The organism is Pseudomonas sp. GCEP-101, from assembly GCF_025133575.1.
Taxonomy (GTDB): domain Bacteria; phylum Pseudomonadota; class Gammaproteobacteria; order Pseudomonadales; family Pseudomonadaceae; genus Pseudomonas; species Pseudomonas nitroreducens_B.
This window is the reverse complement of sequence record NZ_CP104011.1, coordinates 2,870,717-2,885,274: the sequence shown is the minus strand read 5'-3', so window position 1 is coordinate 2,885,274 and position 14,558 is coordinate 2,870,717. Positions and strand designations below refer to the sequence as shown.

Genomic DNA, 14,558 nt, shown 5'->3' with positions numbered 1-14,558 from the left:
TCCTGTTCCCGTTATTGTTATGTCGCTTGTCGGGGATGGTGCGGCGCGCCCCTGGACGGGTCGTCGCCCTGCGCGCTCAGCGGCGCGGCCACTGTCGGGTAGCAGCCGTCGCCTTGCACTTCAGGTTCGATGTGTACCTGATATCGGCGGGGAGTTCTGTAACTTAAGGTTAAAATGCCATCATCGGACCGGCGGTCGCCGGCCCGATCGTCTGCCTCAGAGCAGCAGCGTCCAGATGGCGAAGACGGCGTACCAGAGCACCGCGGAGCGCACCAGCAGCTGCCAGAGCGCGTCGAGGCTGGCGACGCCCTTGGCGCCCAGGCCGCCTTCGTTGAAGTCTTCGGCGACGTAGCCGGCACGGGCCAGCAGACGAGCGGCAGGCACGTCCCAGGCCAGCAGGTCGTGCAGCAGCATGCGGGTCACCGCGACGAAGTTGCCGACCAGGGCGAAGCTCAGCACCAGCGCACGCGAGGGCAGCCAGTCGAAGGCGTGCCGCAGCTGCGCGGCGCGCTCGCGCAGTTCCGGCTGGCGGCTCTGTTCGGCAGCGATGGCCAGCAGCCGATAGGCCAGCGCAGCCACCGGGCCGAGCAGCGCGTACCAGAAGATCACCGCGAAGAAGGCCTGGTAGGCCTCCCACACCAGCGTGCCCTGCACCACGGCGAGCAGGTCGTCGTCGCCATCGGCCTGCACCTGCACGCCCAGGTCGCGCTCGGCGACGTGATAGGCGGCCTGCGCGTCCTCGCGGCGCCAGGCGTCGCGGAAGGGCCCGATGGCGCGCAGCACGTCGCCGCGCCCCAGGCTCCAGACCACCACCAGCAGTTGCACCGGCAGCGCCAGCAGGCCGTAGGCCACCGGTTCCAGCACGGTCAGCAACAGCGCCAGCAGTAGCAACGGCGGCAGGATCGCCACCAGCAGGCCGAGCCAGGGCTGCGCCATCAGCGACTGGATGCCGCCCACGGTATCTAGCCAGCCCAGCCACCAACCATCACGCTGCACCTTGGCACGCCAGCTGGAAAACTTCTCGACCAGCAGGACCAGCAACAGCACCAGGAAACTCATGTCGACTCCTTCTTCACGCCGGCGCCGATATCGGCCAGGTAGCGCGCCCAGTCGAAGGCCTCGCCGGGGTCGGTCTTGCGCTCGGGGGCGATGTCGCAGTGACCCTGGATGCGCTCAGCAGTGATCGCCGGGTACACCTTGCGCAATTGCCGGGTCAGCTCCGCCAGCACTTCATACTGCCGCTCGCTGTAGGGTTCGGTATCGGTACCCTCCAGCTCGATGCCGATGGAGAAATCATTGCAGTTTTCGCGCCCGTCGAAGCGCGACACGCCGGCATGCCAGGCGCGCGCGTTGCACGAGACGAACTGGAACAGCGAACCGTCGCGCTCGATGAGGAAATGCGCGGACACCGTCAGGCTGCAGATGCTGGCGAAGTAGGGATGCTCGTCGGCGTCCAGGCGGTTCTGGAAGAACTCCTGCACCTTGCACGTGCCGAACCGGCCGGGCGGCAGGCTGATGTTGTGGATGACCAGCAGCGAGACTTCCTCGCCCTCGGGGCGGGCGTTGAAGTTCGGCGAGGGACAGCGCTGGGCGTCGAGGCACCAGCCGGATTCGGGGTCGATCTGCATGGAAGCTCCTTGGCAGAGCCCCACTCTAAAGCAGGCGACGGGGGAAATGAACTCGCTGGCGAGCGGCCAGCGGGCTCGGCATCGGCTTAGGATTTCGCGACCTAGCGCAGGACAAGGCGAAATCGGATGAGGCAGCGGCGTTTACGCGCAGCGGATCGTAAGCAGATTCTCAGGCGTTCTTCAGGCGGCGCAGGTTGCCGATCACCGACTCCAGCGCGCGGTCGAACAGCAGCGCGTCGTCCAGCAGGCGCACGGCGTTGCGGCGGAACTCCACGGCCAGGCTCATGCGGGTCTTTTCCAGCACCTTCATGCCGGTGCGGTTGACGAAGATGTAGCGGCCGCTGGGGCGGATCACCGCGGCCAGCTTGCAGCGCAGCTTGTGCTCTTCGTCTTCCTGGATTTCCACCCAGCTGCCGACGCGCAGTTCATCGACCTTGCGCAGCGACTCGTCATCCTCGGCGAAGACCTCTTCGGGCTCCACGGCGCGGCCCTGCTCCGGCGAGGCGAGGACGATTTCCTCGACCACCGCGACCATGGCCGGCTGCGCGGCCGACGGGGCCACGGCCGCCGGCGCTTCCAGCGGATCGTCCAGCAGGGGCAACTCGTCGTCCGGGTCGAGCAGCGGGGCTTCCTCTACCTGCTTGTAGCGCTGGAAGGCCTGCACATGCAGCCCTTCCAGGCGGCTGAAGAATTCACCGGTGGAGAACGGATCGAAGGCGGCGGAGGCCAGGCCTTCACGCAGCGACTTGAGAAGTTGCGGCACCATCTCCAGCAGGCGCAGGCGGGAATCCGGGTCTTCGTGGGGTTCCACGCTCCAGATCAGGTCGTCCATGGTCGCCAGGGCGGCTTCCCACTCGGCGGAGTGCGTGCCGTGCTTCAGGCAGGTGAGCAGCAGGACCTGGCTCCAGGCCTCCTGCAGCAGGCGCACGACCACTTCGGGCAGGGTGCGGCCGAGCAGGCGCTCGTTGAGCACGCCTTCCACGTCCTGGCGGGCCAGTTCGGCGCGGGCGCGGCCTTCCTCGGCATCGCGGGTGCGCTGTTCCAGCAGGTCGCTGCGACGGCGCTCGTCACCGGTGAAGGCAATGAATTCGTCGAGCAGCTCGGAGAAGATCGCCGGATCGTCGACGAAGTCGTTCAGCAGGCGCATCACTACCTGCTCGATCTTCTGGTACAGGTGGTCGCGCTGGCCGTCGGACTGCTCGGCCCAGCCCAGGGCGGCCGAGGCGATCTCGTTGAGCAGGCGACGCGCCGGGTGGCTGCCGCGGCTGAAGAAGGTCTTGTCGAGCACTGCGACCTTGAGCATTGGGATCTGCATGCGGCCGATCAGGGCCTTGAGCGAATCCGGCAGGGTGCGGTCATCGAGGATGAATTCGAAGAGCATGGAGACGAGGTTGATGACGTCCTCGTCCACCTGGCCGACCACGCGGGAGCGGCCGCTCTTGCTGCTGACGCGGGTCAGCAGGTGATCCAGGTGCTGGCGCACGTCGATCTCGTCGATGCTCTGCGCCGGCAGGTGCGACTGCAGATGGGAAAGCAGGCGCATCAGATCATTGCTGGAAATCGGTACCGCGTCGGCCGGCAGGGTGCGAGCCGGGGCGGCGCTGCCGCGCACCTGGGAGAGCAGATCGCGCAGGGCGGCGAAGGCGGCCTGGCTGTCGGCGTCCATGTACTGGCCGCCGCCCTGCTCGCCGACGTCGGCGGCAGTTGCGGCAGGGGCCGTGCCCTGGCTGGCGGCGACGGTGCGTTGCGGCGGGCGGCGCAGCGGAACGGATTTGAGCTCCGGCAGCACGCCCAGGGCGATCAGGGTCTGGTTGGCTTCCGCGTAGAGGTGCTCGGCGTCGGCCAGCACATACTTCTCGAACAGCTTGAGGATGATCAGCTTGACCTTGATCTCCACGCCCAGGCCACGGCAGGCCTCGAGGAAGGCCTCGCACAGCTGGCGCGGACCGAGCGGGTTGCTCTTGTCCTCGACCTTCTTGCTGACCAGGGTGTTGAAACGGGTGGTGAGGTGCGTGAGGGCGACGCCGTCGCGGCTCATCACCTTGGCGACCATGGCGTCCAGGGCGACGGCTTCTTCCAGCTCGTCGTTCTGCACCAGGGTCAGGTTCTCGTAGGAGACCGTGTCCAGCGCCGGCGCACGGCCGATTTCATACTGGTTCAGGTTGGCGAAGTTCTCGAAGACCTTCTGCAGGAAGCCGCGCTCGATGCCCTTGCGCTTGAGGCGCAGGTCGCGCATGGCTTCGAAGTAGGCGCTCTGCTCGGCGTTGTTGGCGGCGCGATCGGCCATCTCGAACAGGGTGTCGTCGGCGTTGTCGAACAGGGCCTGCATGGCGTGACGCAGTTGGACGGCGACCTTGTCGCGGACAGCGACGAGCCCCGCCGGAACGCGTCCAGCGAACGAAGTCTGCGAGGTTTGCGTGGCCGACTTGTTCAGCGGCACTACGTTCGCGTCGTTCTGCATCGCAAGTCTCCTGCCGACAGACCCAAGCTGGCGGCACCAACAGTCATCGAGGCGTCATCCGTAACGTCAATTTAGTGGCGTCAAAAAGTGGAAAGGTTCAACGTCATTATAGGGAAGCTTCTTACACAACCAAGAGACATTTCACGCATTCTTGAAGAAATTCACAGCGAAGTACCCGCCGTCCGTCCGACAGAGCGCACGACGGTCCAAAAACCTGCCCGCCCTGCACGTCACCCGCCGTCGCCCGTATAATCGCGCCACTGCGAACAGGAGCTTTCCATGCCCAACCTCAACCTCGCCGAGCTTTCCGGGGAAATCCAGGCCAACGTCCGCGCCGCGCTGGCCGAAGACGTCGGCAGCGGCGACATCACCGCCCAACTGATCCCCGCCGAGCGCGTCGCCAGCGCTCGCATCATCACCCGCGAGAACGCCACGCTCGCCGGCACCGCCTGGGTCGACGAAGTGTTCCGCCAGGTCGATCCGCGCGTGCAGGTGAAATGGCAGGTGCGCGACGGCGAGCAGGTCAGCGCCGACCAGACCCTGTTCACCCTGGAAGGCCCCGCCCGCGCCCTGCTCACCGGGGAGCGCAGCGCACTGAACTTCCTGCAGTTGCTCTCCGGCACCGCCACCCGTGCCCGTCACTACGCCGACCTGGTGGACGGCACCGGCGTGAAGCTGCTCGACACCCGCAAGACCCTGCCCGGCCTGCGCCTGGCGCAGAAATACGCCATCACCTGCGGCGGCTGCCATAACCACCGCATCGGCCTGTACGACGCCTTCCTCATCAAGGAAAACCACATCGCCGCCTGCGGCGGCATCGCCCTGGCCATCGCCGCCGCCCACCAGATCGCCCCTGGCAAGCCGGTGGAGATCGAGGTGGAAGACCTCGACGAGCTGCGCCAGGCCCTGGACGCCGGCGCCGACATCGTCATGCTCGACGAGCTGAGCCTGGACGACATGCGCACCGCCGTCGCCCTCACCGCCGGCCGCGCCAAGCTGGAAGCCTCGGGCGGCATCACCGAGGCCACCCTGCGCACCATCGCAGAGACCGGCGTGGACTACATCTCCATCGGCACCCTGACCAAGGACGTCAAGGCGCTGGACCTGTCGATGCGCCTGAGCCTGTAAACCGGCGTACGACGCTTCGGACCTGCCGACACGGTCACGCCGCCCTCGATAGTGCCGATTCGTGCGCCTCTGACATACTCAGACGCTCACGAATCGGCGAACAGCGAAGGGAGCAAAGGCGCGATCATGACGAAAAGGATTCTGTTGACCGGCGGCTGCGGCTACATCGGCTCCCACATCTGCCTGGAACTGATCGAGCAGGGCTTCCATCCCGTCGTCCTCGATAACCTCAGCAACAGCTCGCCTATCCCGCTCCAGCGCATCGAGCAACTCACCGGCCAGGCGATCCCCTTCATGGAAGGCGACGTCCGTGACGAGGCAGCACTCGACCGCCTGTTCCGCGAGCATGACATCGACGCCACCATTCACCTGGCCGGGCTGAAATCCGTCGCCGAATCGGTGGCCGACCCCATCGCCTACTACCAGACCAACTTCGCCGGCACCGTCACCCTCTGCCAGGTCATGCAGCGCCATGGCGTGAAGCGCTTCATTTATAGCTCCTCGGCGACCGTTTACGGCCTGGCGGCACAGAGCCCGATCCGCGAAGACGCCCCCACCGGCCCGGCCAGCCCCTACGGCCAGTCCAAGCTGATGGCGGAAATCGCCCTGCGCGACATCGCCCAGGCCGATCCGCAGTGGACCATGGCCATCCTGCGCTACTTCAACCCCGTGGGCGCCCACGCCAGCGGCCGCATCGGCGAAGACCCCAACGGCATCCCCAACAACCTGATGCCGTACGTGTCGCAGGTCGCCACCGGCAAGCAGCCGTTCATCCGCGTATTCGGCAACGACTACCCCACCCCGGACGGCACCGGCGTGCGCGACTACCTGCACGTCGTCGACCTGGCCAACGCCCACCTCAGCGCCCTGCGCTGGCTGGACGGCGCCAGCGGCGCAAAGACCTTCAACATCGGCACCGGCCGCGGCTACAGCGTGCTGGAAATCATCCGCGCCTATGAAAGGGCCTGCGGCCGCGAACTGCCCTTCCAGTTCCTCCCCCGCCGCGACGGCGACATCGCCAGCTACCACGCCGACCCGACCCTGGCCGGCCAGGAACTGCACTGGACCGCCACCCGCGACATCGAAGACATGTGCCGCGACGCCTGGAACTGGCAGAGCCAGAACCCTGGGGGGTACGCCTGACGTTTCTTCGACTCGGAAAACAAAAAGCCCCGCTCGAAAGCGGGGCTTTTTGCTGAAGATGGTGCCGGTAAGAGGAATCGAACCCCCGACCTTCTCATTACGAATGAGCTGCTCTACCGACTGAGCTACACCGGCGGCGGGGGCGAATCTAGCACCGCGAGGCAATAAGTTGCAACACGGCCACCCACTCCCACCGTCTTTAAGAAGCTCATGCAGGCATGAGTTTGATTGTTACTTGCAGTAGCCTGCGGCCAGGCAAGTGCCAGTCTGCGGGAAGCGAGTCGCACCACCGTCTACAACCGGCGCTACGCTCCAAGTGTAGCCACCAGCGGCGGCAGTACCGGTAACGAGAATCACACCATCAGTCACGGACATGGAAGCGATGTTTGCAGGCAGAGTTGCCGGAATAGCAGGAATGCCATTCGCACCAGCGGTGCAGCCAGTCGCGCCGTTGTTTTCCTGAATGCATTGGGCAACCGGAGTCTTATAGCCTTCGCCAACCGACATGACTTCGGAGAAACGGGCCTTTTTGGTGTAATCGTTGTAGGCCGGCAGGGCGATGGCGGCCAGGATGCCGATGATGGCAACCACGATCATCAGTTCGATCAGGGTGAAGCCTTTTTGAGCCTTCATAATTCTCTCCAGAATTTTTAGGAAAGGTCTTAGGACCTGACTGTGATAAAGCAGATTCCATGCCAGATTCCCTTACCACTGCAGAAAGCCTGTTTAGTGGGCTGATGAAAAAGCTCAACGCATAAAACCGCAGGAAGTGACATTTTTGGGCAGCTTCAATTTGTCAATTTGGCTCGCAGGAGCAACTACGATATAAGGCACGTAACTCCTATTTCGGCCTATATCGATGAACGATCAAGTCATCCTGTCCGGGCTTGCCCGCCAATTGGTGCTTTCGCAGTTGCTTGATGAGAAAAGCGCTCAGCAAGCCCAACAGCAGGCCCAGCGCAACAAGCTTTCGCTGGTGACCTATCTGGTGCAGAACAAGCTGGTCAAAAGCAGGCCTCTGACTGAGCTGGCGGCCGAGCAGTTCGGCGTAGCTTTCTGTGACTTGGGTAGCCTGGATCGCGATGCTTTTCCCAAGGAGCTAATCAGCGAAAAGCTGGTTCGCCAGCATCGGGTAATTCCCCTATGGCGGCGTGGAAACAAGCTGTTCGTGGGAGTTTCCGATCCAACCAATCACCAGGCCATCACCGACGTCCAATTCAGCACAGGGCTGACCACGGAAGCCATTCTGGTCGAGGACGATAAGCTCGGCGAAGCCATCGAGAAGTTGTTCGAAAGCGCCAACGATGCGCTGAGTGAATTGGGCGATGTCGACCTTGATGGTCTCGACATCGAAAGCGCCTCCGAACAAAAGGATGAAGCAGCTTCTAACGACGCCGATGACGCTCCCGTCGTTCGCTTCGTCAATAAGATGCTGCTGGACGCTATCAAGGGCGGATCCTCGGACTTGCACTTCGAACCATATGAGAAAGTCTACCGAGTGCGTTTCCGCACCGACGGCATGCTCCATGAGGTGGCCAAACCACCTATCCAGTTGGCCAGCCGTATTTCTGCGCGCCTGAAGGTCATGGCGGGCCTGGATATTTCCGAGCGCCGCAAACCTCAGGACGGCCGCATTAAAATGCGTGTGTCGAAAACCAAATCTATCGATTTCCGCGTGAACACCATGCCCACCCTGTGGGGTGAAAAGATTGTCATGCGAATCCTCGATTCCGCCAGCGCGCAGATGGGAATTGACGCGTTGGGGTACGAGGACGCGCAGAAGCAGCTGTACCTCGATGCCCTTAAGCAACCTCAGGGCATGATTTTGGTGACCGGCCCCACGGGGTCAGGCAAGACAGTATCCCTGTATACAGGTCTGAACATCCTCAACACCCCCGATATCAATATCTCCACAGCCGAAGATCCGGTAGAGATCAATCTCGAGGGCATTAACCAAGTCAATGTAAACCCTCGTCAGGGAATGGACTTCTCTCAGGCGCTTCGCGCGTTTCTCCGCCAGGACCCCGATGTGATCATGGTCGGGGAAATCCGCGACTTGGAAACCGCGGAAATTGCCATCAAGGCGGCGCAAACCGGACACATGGTGATGTCGACGCTGCACACCAACAGCGCAGCGGAAACTCTTACTCGTCTGCTCAATATGGGTGTAGCCGCGTTCAACCTCGCAACCTCGGTCAACCTGATCATCGCTCAACGACTTGCCCGTAAACTTTGCCCCCACTGCAAGAAGGAGCACGATGTTCCCCGAGAAGCATTGCTGCATGAGGGCTTCCCGGCCGAGCGGATTGGCTCCTTCAAGCTTTACTCCCCGGTCGGATGCGAAAATTGCAAGGGCGGTTACAAAGGACGTGTGGGCATTTATGAAGTAGTTAAAAACACGCCCAGCCTGCAGCGCATTATCATGGAGGAAGGCAACTCCATTCAGATCGCCGATCAAGCCCGCAAAGAAGGCTTCAACGATCTGCGCACTTCGGGACTGATGAAGGCAATGCAAGGCATCACCAGTCTCGAAGAAGTCAACCGCGTGACCAAGGATTAATCCATGGCGGACAAAGCATTAAAGACGAGTGTCTTTCTCTGGGAAGGCACCGACAGAAAGGGCGGGAAGATCAAAGGGGAGTTGTCAGGAGCCAGTACTGCACTGATCAAGGCGCAACTGCGTAAGCAGGGCATCAACCCGACTAAGGTCCGAAAGAAGGGCATATCCCTGTTCAGCAAGGGCAAGAAGATCAAGCCTCTGGACATCGCCCTGTTTACTCGCCAAATGGCGACTATGATGGGCTCGGGCGTCCCGCTGCTCCAGTCCTTCGATATCATCGCGGAAGGCTTCGAAAACCCGAACATGCGCAAGCTGGTCGAGGAAGTCAAACAGGAAGTTGCAGCGGGTAATAGCTTGGCGAACTCACTGCGCAAAAAGCCGCAATACTTCGATGACCTGTATTGCAACCTCGTCGACGCTGGTGAGCAATCAGGTGCATTGGAAACCTTGCTCGACCGGGTTGCGACCTACAAGGAAAAGACCGAGTCGCTCAAAGCCAAGATTAAGAAGGCAATGACCTACCCTATTGCCGTCATCATCGTCGCAATCGTGGTTTCCGCAATCCTTCTAATCAAGGTTGTTCCCCAGTTTCAGTCAGTATTCGAAGGGTTCGGCGCCGAGCTCCCCGCGTTTACCAGAATGGTCGTTAGCCTTTCCGAAGTGCTCACTGCATGGTGGTTCATCGTGCTGCTAGGACTTTTTGGCGTCGCCTTTGGTTTTCGCGAGTTCCACCGTCGCTCGGAAAACTTCCGAAACTCTGTCGATCGCGGCCTGCTGAAAATCCCGGTTGTCGGGGACATCATTTACAAAGCGGCAGTCGCAAGATATGCACGTACGCTATCGACGACTTTTGCTGCGGGTGTACCACTCGTCGAAGCTCTGGACTCGGTTTCCGGAGCAACGGGCAACGTGGTTTTTCGTAATGCCGTCTCCCGTATCAAGCAGGACGTATCTAGCGGGACCCAATTGAACTTCTCGATGCGCACCACTGGGGTTTTTCCGAGCATGGCAGTGCAAATGGCAGCCATCGGAGAAGAGTCAGGCTCACTGGATGCCATGCTCGATAAGGTCGCAACATACTACGAAGAAGAAGTGGATAACGCCGTCGATAATCTGACCACCCTGATGGAGCCGATGATCATGGCGGTCCTAGGTGTACTGGTCGGCGGCTTGGTCATCGCCATGTACCTTCCCATTTTCCAGCTCGGCAAAGTCGTCTAAGCATGCCAGTGCTCGATTTCCTGGCCAGCACCCCGCTGGCCTTTGTTTTATGCGTCACCCTCCTCGGCCTGCTGGTGGGCAGCTTCCTCAACGTGGTGATCCATCGCCTGCCGCGGATGATGCAGCTCGATTGGCAGCAGCAGGCGCGGGAAACATTGGGGCTGCCGGAGGGCGAGAAGCAGCCGACGTATAACCTGGTATTGCCGAACTCCCGGTGCCCGCACTGCGCCCACGAGATCAAGCCCTGGGAGAATGTCCCGGTGGTCAGTTGGCTGGTTTTGGGCGGAAAGTGTTCGGCCTGCAAGGCGCCGATCAGCAAGCGTTATCCGCTGGTGGAGCTCGCTTGCGGTGCGCTGTCAGCCTTCATTGCCTGGCATTACGGCTTTGGCTGGCAGGCGGGGGCGATGCTGTTGCTGACCTGGGGCTTGCTGGCGATGAGCATGATCGATATCGATCATCAGCTGCTGCCGGACGACTTGGTGTTGCCGTTGCTGTGGCTCGGTCTCATCGTCAACCACTTCGGCCTCTTCACCAACCTGGGCGACGCGCTCTGGGGCGCGGTGTTCGGTTACCTGAGCCTGTGGTCGGTGTACTGGTTGTTCAAGCTGATCACCGGCAAGGAAGGCATGGGCTACGGCGACTTCAAGCTGCTGGCCATGCTCGGCGCCTGGGGGGGCTGGCAGGTGCTGCCGCTGACCATCCTGCTGTCGTCGCTGGTGGGCGCGGTGCTGGGCGTGATCATGCTGCGCCTGCGCAACGCGGAAACCAGTACCCCTATCCCCTTCGGCCCCTATCTGGCCATCGCCGGCTGGATTGCATTGCTCTGGGGTGATCAAATAACCGCGACCTATCTGCAGTTCGCCGGTTTCCGCTAGCCTTCTCCTGCGCCGAGTTTCATCGGCGCTTCTGGACGGCCACCGGGCCGGCTGAAGGAGAATGATGAAACCCTGGATTCTGGGCCTCACCGGCGGCATCGGCAGCGGCAAGAGCGCCGCTGCCGAGCATTTCGCCTCGCTGGGCATCCATACGGTCGACGCCGACCACGCCGCGCGCTGGGTGGTGGAACCCGGCCGCCCTGCCCTGGCGAAGATAGTCGAGCGCTTCGGCGACGCCATGCTGCTGCCGGACGGCCAGCTCAACCGCGCCGCCCTGCGCGAGCGCATCTTCAAGGCCGAGGACGAGCGCCGCTGGCTGGAGCAACTGCTGCACCCGCTCATCGGCCAGGAAATCGCCAGCAACCTGGCGCAGGCGCAATCGCCCTACGCCATCCTGGTCTCGCCGCTGCTGGTGGAGTCCGGGCAGCACCGCATGACCCAGCGCGTACTGGTGGTGGATACCCCCGAACACCTGCAACTGGAGCGCACCATGAGCCGCGACCAGGTGTCGGAAGATCACGTCCGTTCGATTCTCAAGGCCCAGGCCTTGCGCGACGACCGGCTCAAGCACGCGGACGACGTGCTGCTCAACGATGGCGACCTCGGCCACCTGCATCAGCAGGTCGAGCGTCTGCATCAGTTCTATCTCGGCCTGCGTGGAGGACAACCATGAGCCAACCCCTGACCGTGGAATGCCCCACCTGCGGCGCGCCCGTGGAGTGGAGCGCCAAGAGCGAGTACCGCCCCTTCTGCTCGCACCGCTGCAAGCTGATCGACCTGGGCGCCTGGGCGGCGGAAGAGCACGCCATTCCCGGCGACAATCTGGAAGACGAGCTGTTCTCCGGCGATCTCGAGAAGCCGCGCGGGCATTGAGCCCCCCCCCCTCGAGGTGGCTTTTTCTGCGCCAAGGATTGGCTTTTCGTAGGAGCGAGCTTGCTCGCGAACCGCCCGAGCTGCGGGTTTCCCTACGAAAGAGCGTTCGCGAGCAAGCTCGCTCCTACAGAAGAGAAAAGGCCCGCGGATGCGGGCCTTTTTCGTTCAGGGACGCATGAAGGTGTAGTCCCGATCCTCGTCCAGGTTATCGGCGAGGAAGTGCAGTTCGTGCTCCAGATCCTCCTGCGTGCGCACTTGCGCATTGGCCCGCACCACCGCGCTGAGCAGTGCGCGCACGACCAGTTGCGGGTCCTGCCCGCCGGCTTCGGCTTCGATCAGCAGCTCTGAAAGACGCTGCTCGGCCCAGCTGTGAATGCTCATAGGCAATCTCCTGCGAATGGGGGAGAAAGCTTCCCTGATCGCCCGAGCTTCGCGAACTGACCTGGATCAATCGACGGCGGCGATGCACCTGGACGATGTACGAACATCAACGCGGCTCATCGTCGTCCTTCCACGGCGCCTGCAGGTAGCGCGTGCGGTTGAAGGTTTCCAGCCAGTCCGGGTAGAAGACCACCAGCCCGGTGACGATGGTGCCGTTGATGAAGGCCTCGGGGAACATGATCAGCCAGAGGTAGCCGATGAAGTCCTCGATCCACGGCGGCATGGGGAACAGCCCGTCCATCCACAGCAGGCCTAGGCCCAGCAGCAGGCTGCACACGGCCGCCAGCGCCGCCGGGAAGAAGCCCGAGCAGAAGATGTAGACGAACAGGTTTCGAGGCTGGCGGCGCTCGACGAAGATCGCCGCCAGTTCGGTGATGACCACCGGAATCAGCACCAGCAGGATGCCGTTGACGCCGAGGGCGGCCCAGTCCTGTCGGCCGATGGCGCACAGGCCGAGCTGCGCCACGAGGCCGACCAGAATTGCCAGTGGCCAGTCCAGCAGCAGGGTCACGGCGGTCATGCCGATGAAGTGGAAGGACACGCCAGAGGCGAAGTCCCGCCGCACCAGCCATAGCAGGAATAGCCCGAGCATGGTGCCGAACACCAGGTGCTGGCGGCGAAAGTCGCTGACCAGTTCCAGCCACGGCGCGCGCCAGATGGCCCAGGCGACGATGGGCAGGTAGATCGCCCAGCCGATCTCCAGGGTTTCGGCCGACAGCAGCTGTGCGGCGATCACGGCGTGCCCCGCTCCAACACCTGGCGCAGGGCCTGCACCGAGTCGAACTGATGGGTCGAGACGACCTTGCCCTGGTCCAGCTGCAGCCAGGTCACCGCATCGGCCTGGCCGGGGAAGCGGCTGGCCACGCGCGGCCCGCGGTCGAGCAGCACGCGGTAGGGGTAGTCGCGCATGGCGGGGATGGCGAACAGCTTGGAGATGGCGGCCGGCATGCGGCTGATGTCGGCGACGAAGGCGGCGTGCCGCGCTTCGAGATAGCCCTGCGGACGATCGGCCAGCGCTGCCTTGACCAGCTTGGAGCCGGCCATGTCGTGGGCGATCAGCAGGACGTTCAGGTCAGCGTCTGCGGTATAGGGTTTGTCGAACTGGTCCAGCAGCGTCCAGCCGATGGCGGGCGACTCCTGCGCCACCGCCGCGCTTGCCAGCACCATCAACAGCCATCCGCCCAGCAATCGTTTCACGCGTCCCCCTTGCCTGGACCCGACAATGATTGGCAACAGTCTACACCGCCATCGGCGCTCGCCTCCGGCCGCCAGCAACTATGCTTGAGTCATGAACGAGACCGACTATCTGCGCCTGCTGACGCGCCAGGCGGAACAAGCCAATGACTTCCTCTCCAACGCCCGCAAATGGGAGCGGGAGTGCTGGGCCTGCCAGCGGCTGCTGCAGGCGCTGAAGGTGCCGTATCGCCAGGAAGATTTCATCGCGCCCACGCAGCAGCCACCGGACGTGCTGTTCCGCGATGCCGCCTTCGAGGTCTTCTTCGTGCTCGACCAAGGGCGCCGGCTCAACGAGGAATGGAAGGAGGAGCTGCTGCGCCGGCGCATGGCCCAGAGCCTCAACCAGTTGATCCGCCGTGAGCAGCGACCGCGCCGGATTCCCTGCGCGGAACTGCAGGCGCGCCTGGCGCCGACGCTGCGCAAGAAAGCGCACAACTACACCGAGCGCGGCATCGACCCGCGCGAGCTGGACCTGCTGGCGTTCGTCAGCCTCAAGCGCGAGACGCCGGACTTCAATACGCCCTTCCCACCCCCCACCGAATACCTGCGCCAGGGGTGGCGCTCGTTGTCGGTGGTCGGCCCGACCTTCGCCCGCGTGCTCTTCGCCCACAGTGACGCGCCGGACTTTCTGCGCGGCAGCCTGGGCCGCAGCATCCTCTTCGACATGGGCGTCGGCCTGTAAATAGGCGCCGGTGCAATGCGGCATTGATCGGCGGCGCATTGAGAGGCCGCCCGAGCCCTACTAGAATGCAGGACATTATAAACGGAGGCCGCCCATGCCCAGTCGCCTGAGCCCCGAAGACCAGCAGAAGGTCGATCAGTACCTCAGCTCCCCCGTCCACCAGGTCCAGCGTGCGCCGTTCAAGCCCTGGCTGATGATGGGTGGCTTGCTCGCTGTGGTCATCGCCCTGGGTTTGCTGAGCCGCCTCCTGGCCTACCTTGCGTGAGCGCCGTGCCGCCACGGGCCGATACAGGATTCCTTAAGCTATGAG

At 63.0% G+C, this 14,558-nt stretch carries 16 protein-coding genes and 1 tRNA gene; 9 read left to right on the top strand and 8 right to left on the bottom strand.

Annotated features, from left to right (window positions below; genetic code table 11):
* Window positions 1-216: 216 nt before the first annotated feature.
* The 3 genes from ampE to N0B71_RS13225 all read right to left on the bottom strand — a co-directional run bounded on the left by ampE (window position 217) and on the right by N0B71_RS13225 (window position 4,089).
* The gene (ampE, locus tag N0B71_RS13235) at window positions 217-1,059 is read right to left on the bottom strand and encodes a regulatory signaling modulator protein AmpE (RefSeq protein ID WP_259759294.1); all 843 of its coding nucleotides are present in this window, start codon (window positions 1,057-1,059) and stop codon (window positions 217-219) included.
* Window positions 1,056-1,628, bottom strand: coding sequence for a 1,6-anhydro-N-acetylmuramyl-L-alanine amidase AmpD (gene ampD / locus N0B71_RS13230; protein WP_259759293.1), 573 nt, complete (start codon window positions 1,626-1,628; stop codon window positions 1,056-1,058). The genes ampE and ampD overlap by 4 nt, the downstream gene beginning before the upstream one ends.
* A gap of 169 nt (window positions 1,629-1,797) precedes the next feature.
* A complete protein-coding gene (locus N0B71_RS13225) occupies window positions 1,798-4,089 on the bottom strand; it encodes a DUF1631 domain-containing protein (RefSeq protein ID WP_259759292.1) in 2,292 nt (763 codons plus the stop codon).
* 279 nt (window positions 4,090-4,368) lie between these two features.
* On the opposite strand from N0B71_RS13225, the gene nadC reads away from it, so the two are divergent.
* Window positions 4,369-5,217, top strand: coding sequence for a carboxylating nicotinate-nucleotide diphosphorylase (nadC, locus tag N0B71_RS13220; RefSeq protein WP_259759291.1), 849 nt, complete (start codon window positions 4,369-4,371; stop codon window positions 5,215-5,217).
* 126 nt (window positions 5,218-5,343) lie between these two features.
* Entirely contained in the window at window positions 5,344-6,360 is a 1,017-nt protein-coding gene (gene galE, locus N0B71_RS13215; RefSeq protein WP_259759290.1) for a UDP-glucose 4-epimerase GalE, read from the top strand.
* A 59-nt stretch (window positions 6,361-6,419) separates the two neighbouring features.
* On the opposite strand, the gene N0B71_RS13210 is transcribed toward galE, so the two are convergent.
* Both N0B71_RS13210 and N0B71_RS13205 read right to left on the bottom strand, forming a co-directional pair.
* Window positions 6,420-6,495 (bottom strand) — tRNA-Thr (locus N0B71_RS13210).
* 96 nt (window positions 6,496-6,591) lie between these two features.
* Window positions 6,592-6,993 carry a pilin gene (locus N0B71_RS13205; protein ID WP_259759289.1) on the bottom strand — a complete coding sequence of 134 codons (402 nt, stop codon included), beginning with the start codon at window positions 6,991-6,993 and terminating at the stop codon, window positions 6,592-6,594.
* Window positions 6,994-7,219: 226 nt separating this feature from the next.
* Between N0B71_RS13205 and pilB the strand changes: the two genes are divergently transcribed.
* From pilB to yacG, 5 genes are all read left to right on the top strand, one after another.
* Window positions 7,220-8,920, top strand: a complete 1,701-nt coding sequence (pilB, locus tag N0B71_RS13200; RefSeq protein WP_259759288.1) for a type IV-A pilus assembly ATPase PilB — start codon at window positions 7,220-7,222, stop codon at window positions 8,918-8,920.
* Between the two features lie 3 nt (window positions 8,921-8,923).
* On the top strand, window positions 8,924-10,141 hold the full coding sequence (locus N0B71_RS13195) for a type II secretion system F family protein (RefSeq protein WP_259759287.1): 1,218 nt from the start codon (window positions 8,924-8,926) through the stop codon (window positions 10,139-10,141).
* 2 nt (window positions 10,142-10,143) lie between these two features.
* On the top strand, window positions 10,144-11,016 hold the full coding sequence (locus N0B71_RS13190; RefSeq protein ID WP_259759286.1) for a prepilin peptidase: 873 nt from the start codon (window positions 10,144-10,146) through the stop codon (window positions 11,014-11,016).
* Window positions 11,017-11,077: 61 nt separating this feature from the next.
* Window positions 11,078-11,689 (top strand): dephospho-CoA kinase, encoded by a 612-nt coding sequence (coaE, locus tag N0B71_RS13185; RefSeq protein WP_259759285.1) that lies wholly within the window; start codon window positions 11,078-11,080, stop codon window positions 11,687-11,689.
* Window positions 11,686-11,889 (top strand): DNA gyrase inhibitor YacG, encoded by a 204-nt coding sequence (gene yacG / locus N0B71_RS13180; protein ID WP_226046023.1) that lies wholly within the window; start codon window positions 11,686-11,688, stop codon window positions 11,887-11,889. Before coaE ends, yacG begins: the two co-directional genes overlap by 4 nt.
* A 165-nt stretch (window positions 11,890-12,054) precedes the next feature.
* Here yacG and N0B71_RS13175 read toward each other — a convergent pair whose 3' ends face one another.
* The 3 genes from N0B71_RS13175 to N0B71_RS13165 form a co-directional block, all read right to left on the bottom strand.
* Window positions 12,055-12,270, bottom strand: a complete 216-nt coding sequence (locus tag N0B71_RS13175) for a hypothetical protein (RefSeq protein WP_226046022.1) — start codon at window positions 12,268-12,270, stop codon at window positions 12,055-12,057.
* Window positions 12,271-12,376: 106 nt separating this feature from the next.
* Window positions 12,377-13,066, bottom strand: coding sequence for an energy-coupling factor ABC transporter permease (locus N0B71_RS13170; protein ID WP_226046021.1), 690 nt, complete (start codon window positions 13,064-13,066; stop codon window positions 12,377-12,379).
* Window positions 13,063-13,527, bottom strand: a complete 465-nt coding sequence (locus N0B71_RS13165) for an FAD/FMN-containing dehydrogenase (RefSeq protein WP_442964659.1) — start codon at window positions 13,525-13,527, stop codon at window positions 13,063-13,065. The genes N0B71_RS13170 and N0B71_RS13165 overlap by 4 nt, the downstream gene beginning before the upstream one ends.
* A 91-nt stretch (window positions 13,528-13,618) precedes the next feature.
* On the opposite strand from N0B71_RS13165, the gene N0B71_RS13160 reads away from it, so the two are divergent.
* Entirely contained in the window at window positions 13,619-14,248 is a 630-nt protein-coding gene (locus N0B71_RS13160) for a DUF1780 domain-containing protein (protein WP_259759284.1), read from the top strand.
* A gap of 94 nt (window positions 14,249-14,342) precedes the next feature.
* The gene (locus N0B71_RS13155) at window positions 14,343-14,513 is read left to right on the top strand and encodes a DUF3094 domain-containing protein (protein WP_065084249.1); all 171 of its coding nucleotides are present in this window, start codon (window positions 14,343-14,345) and stop codon (window positions 14,511-14,513) included.
* The last annotated feature ends 45 nt before the right edge of the window (window positions 14,514-14,558 follow it).

Excerpts from the sequence above, each read along its gene's own strand:
- ampE (WP_259759294.1), bottom strand. The coding sequence starts at position 1,059 with ATGAGTTTCCTGGTGCTGTTGCTGGTCCTGCTGGTCGAGAAGTTTTCC.
- ampD (WP_259759293.1), bottom strand. The coding sequence starts at position 1,628 with ATGCAGATCGACCCCGAATCCGGCTGGTGCCTCGACGCCCAGCGCTGT.
- N0B71_RS13225 (WP_259759292.1), bottom strand. The coding sequence starts at position 4,089 with ATGCAGAACGACGCGAACGTAGTGCCGCTGAACAAGTCGGCCACGCAA.
- nadC (WP_259759291.1), top strand. The coding sequence starts at position 4,369 with ATGCCCAACCTCAACCTCGCCGAGCTTTCCGGGGAAATCCAGGCCAAC.
- galE (WP_259759290.1), top strand. The coding sequence starts at position 5,344 with ATGACGAAAAGGATTCTGTTGACCGGCGGCTGCGGCTACATCGGCTCC.
- N0B71_RS13205 (WP_259759289.1), bottom strand. The coding sequence starts at position 6,993 with ATGAAGGCTCAAAAAGGCTTCACCCTGATCGAACTGATGATCGTGGTT.
- pilB (WP_259759288.1), top strand. The coding sequence starts at position 7,220 with ATGAACGATCAAGTCATCCTGTCCGGGCTTGCCCGCCAATTGGTGCTT.
- N0B71_RS13195 (WP_259759287.1), top strand. The coding sequence starts at position 8,924 with ATGGCGGACAAAGCATTAAAGACGAGTGTCTTTCTCTGGGAAGGCACC.
- N0B71_RS13190 (WP_259759286.1), top strand. The coding sequence starts at position 10,144 with ATGCCAGTGCTCGATTTCCTGGCCAGCACCCCGCTGGCCTTTGTTTTA.
- coaE (WP_259759285.1), top strand. The coding sequence starts at position 11,078 with ATGATGAAACCCTGGATTCTGGGCCTCACCGGCGGCATCGGCAGCGGC.
- yacG (WP_226046023.1), top strand. The coding sequence starts at position 11,686 with ATGAGCCAACCCCTGACCGTGGAATGCCCCACCTGCGGCGCGCCCGTG.
- N0B71_RS13175 (WP_226046022.1), bottom strand. The coding sequence starts at position 12,270 with ATGAGCATTCACAGCTGGGCCGAGCAGCGTCTTTCAGAGCTGCTGATC.
- N0B71_RS13160 (WP_259759284.1), top strand. The coding sequence starts at position 13,619 with ATGAACGAGACCGACTATCTGCGCCTGCTGACGCGCCAGGCGGAACAA.
- N0B71_RS13155 (WP_065084249.1), top strand. The coding sequence starts at position 14,343 with ATGCCCAGTCGCCTGAGCCCCGAAGACCAGCAGAAGGTCGATCAGTAC.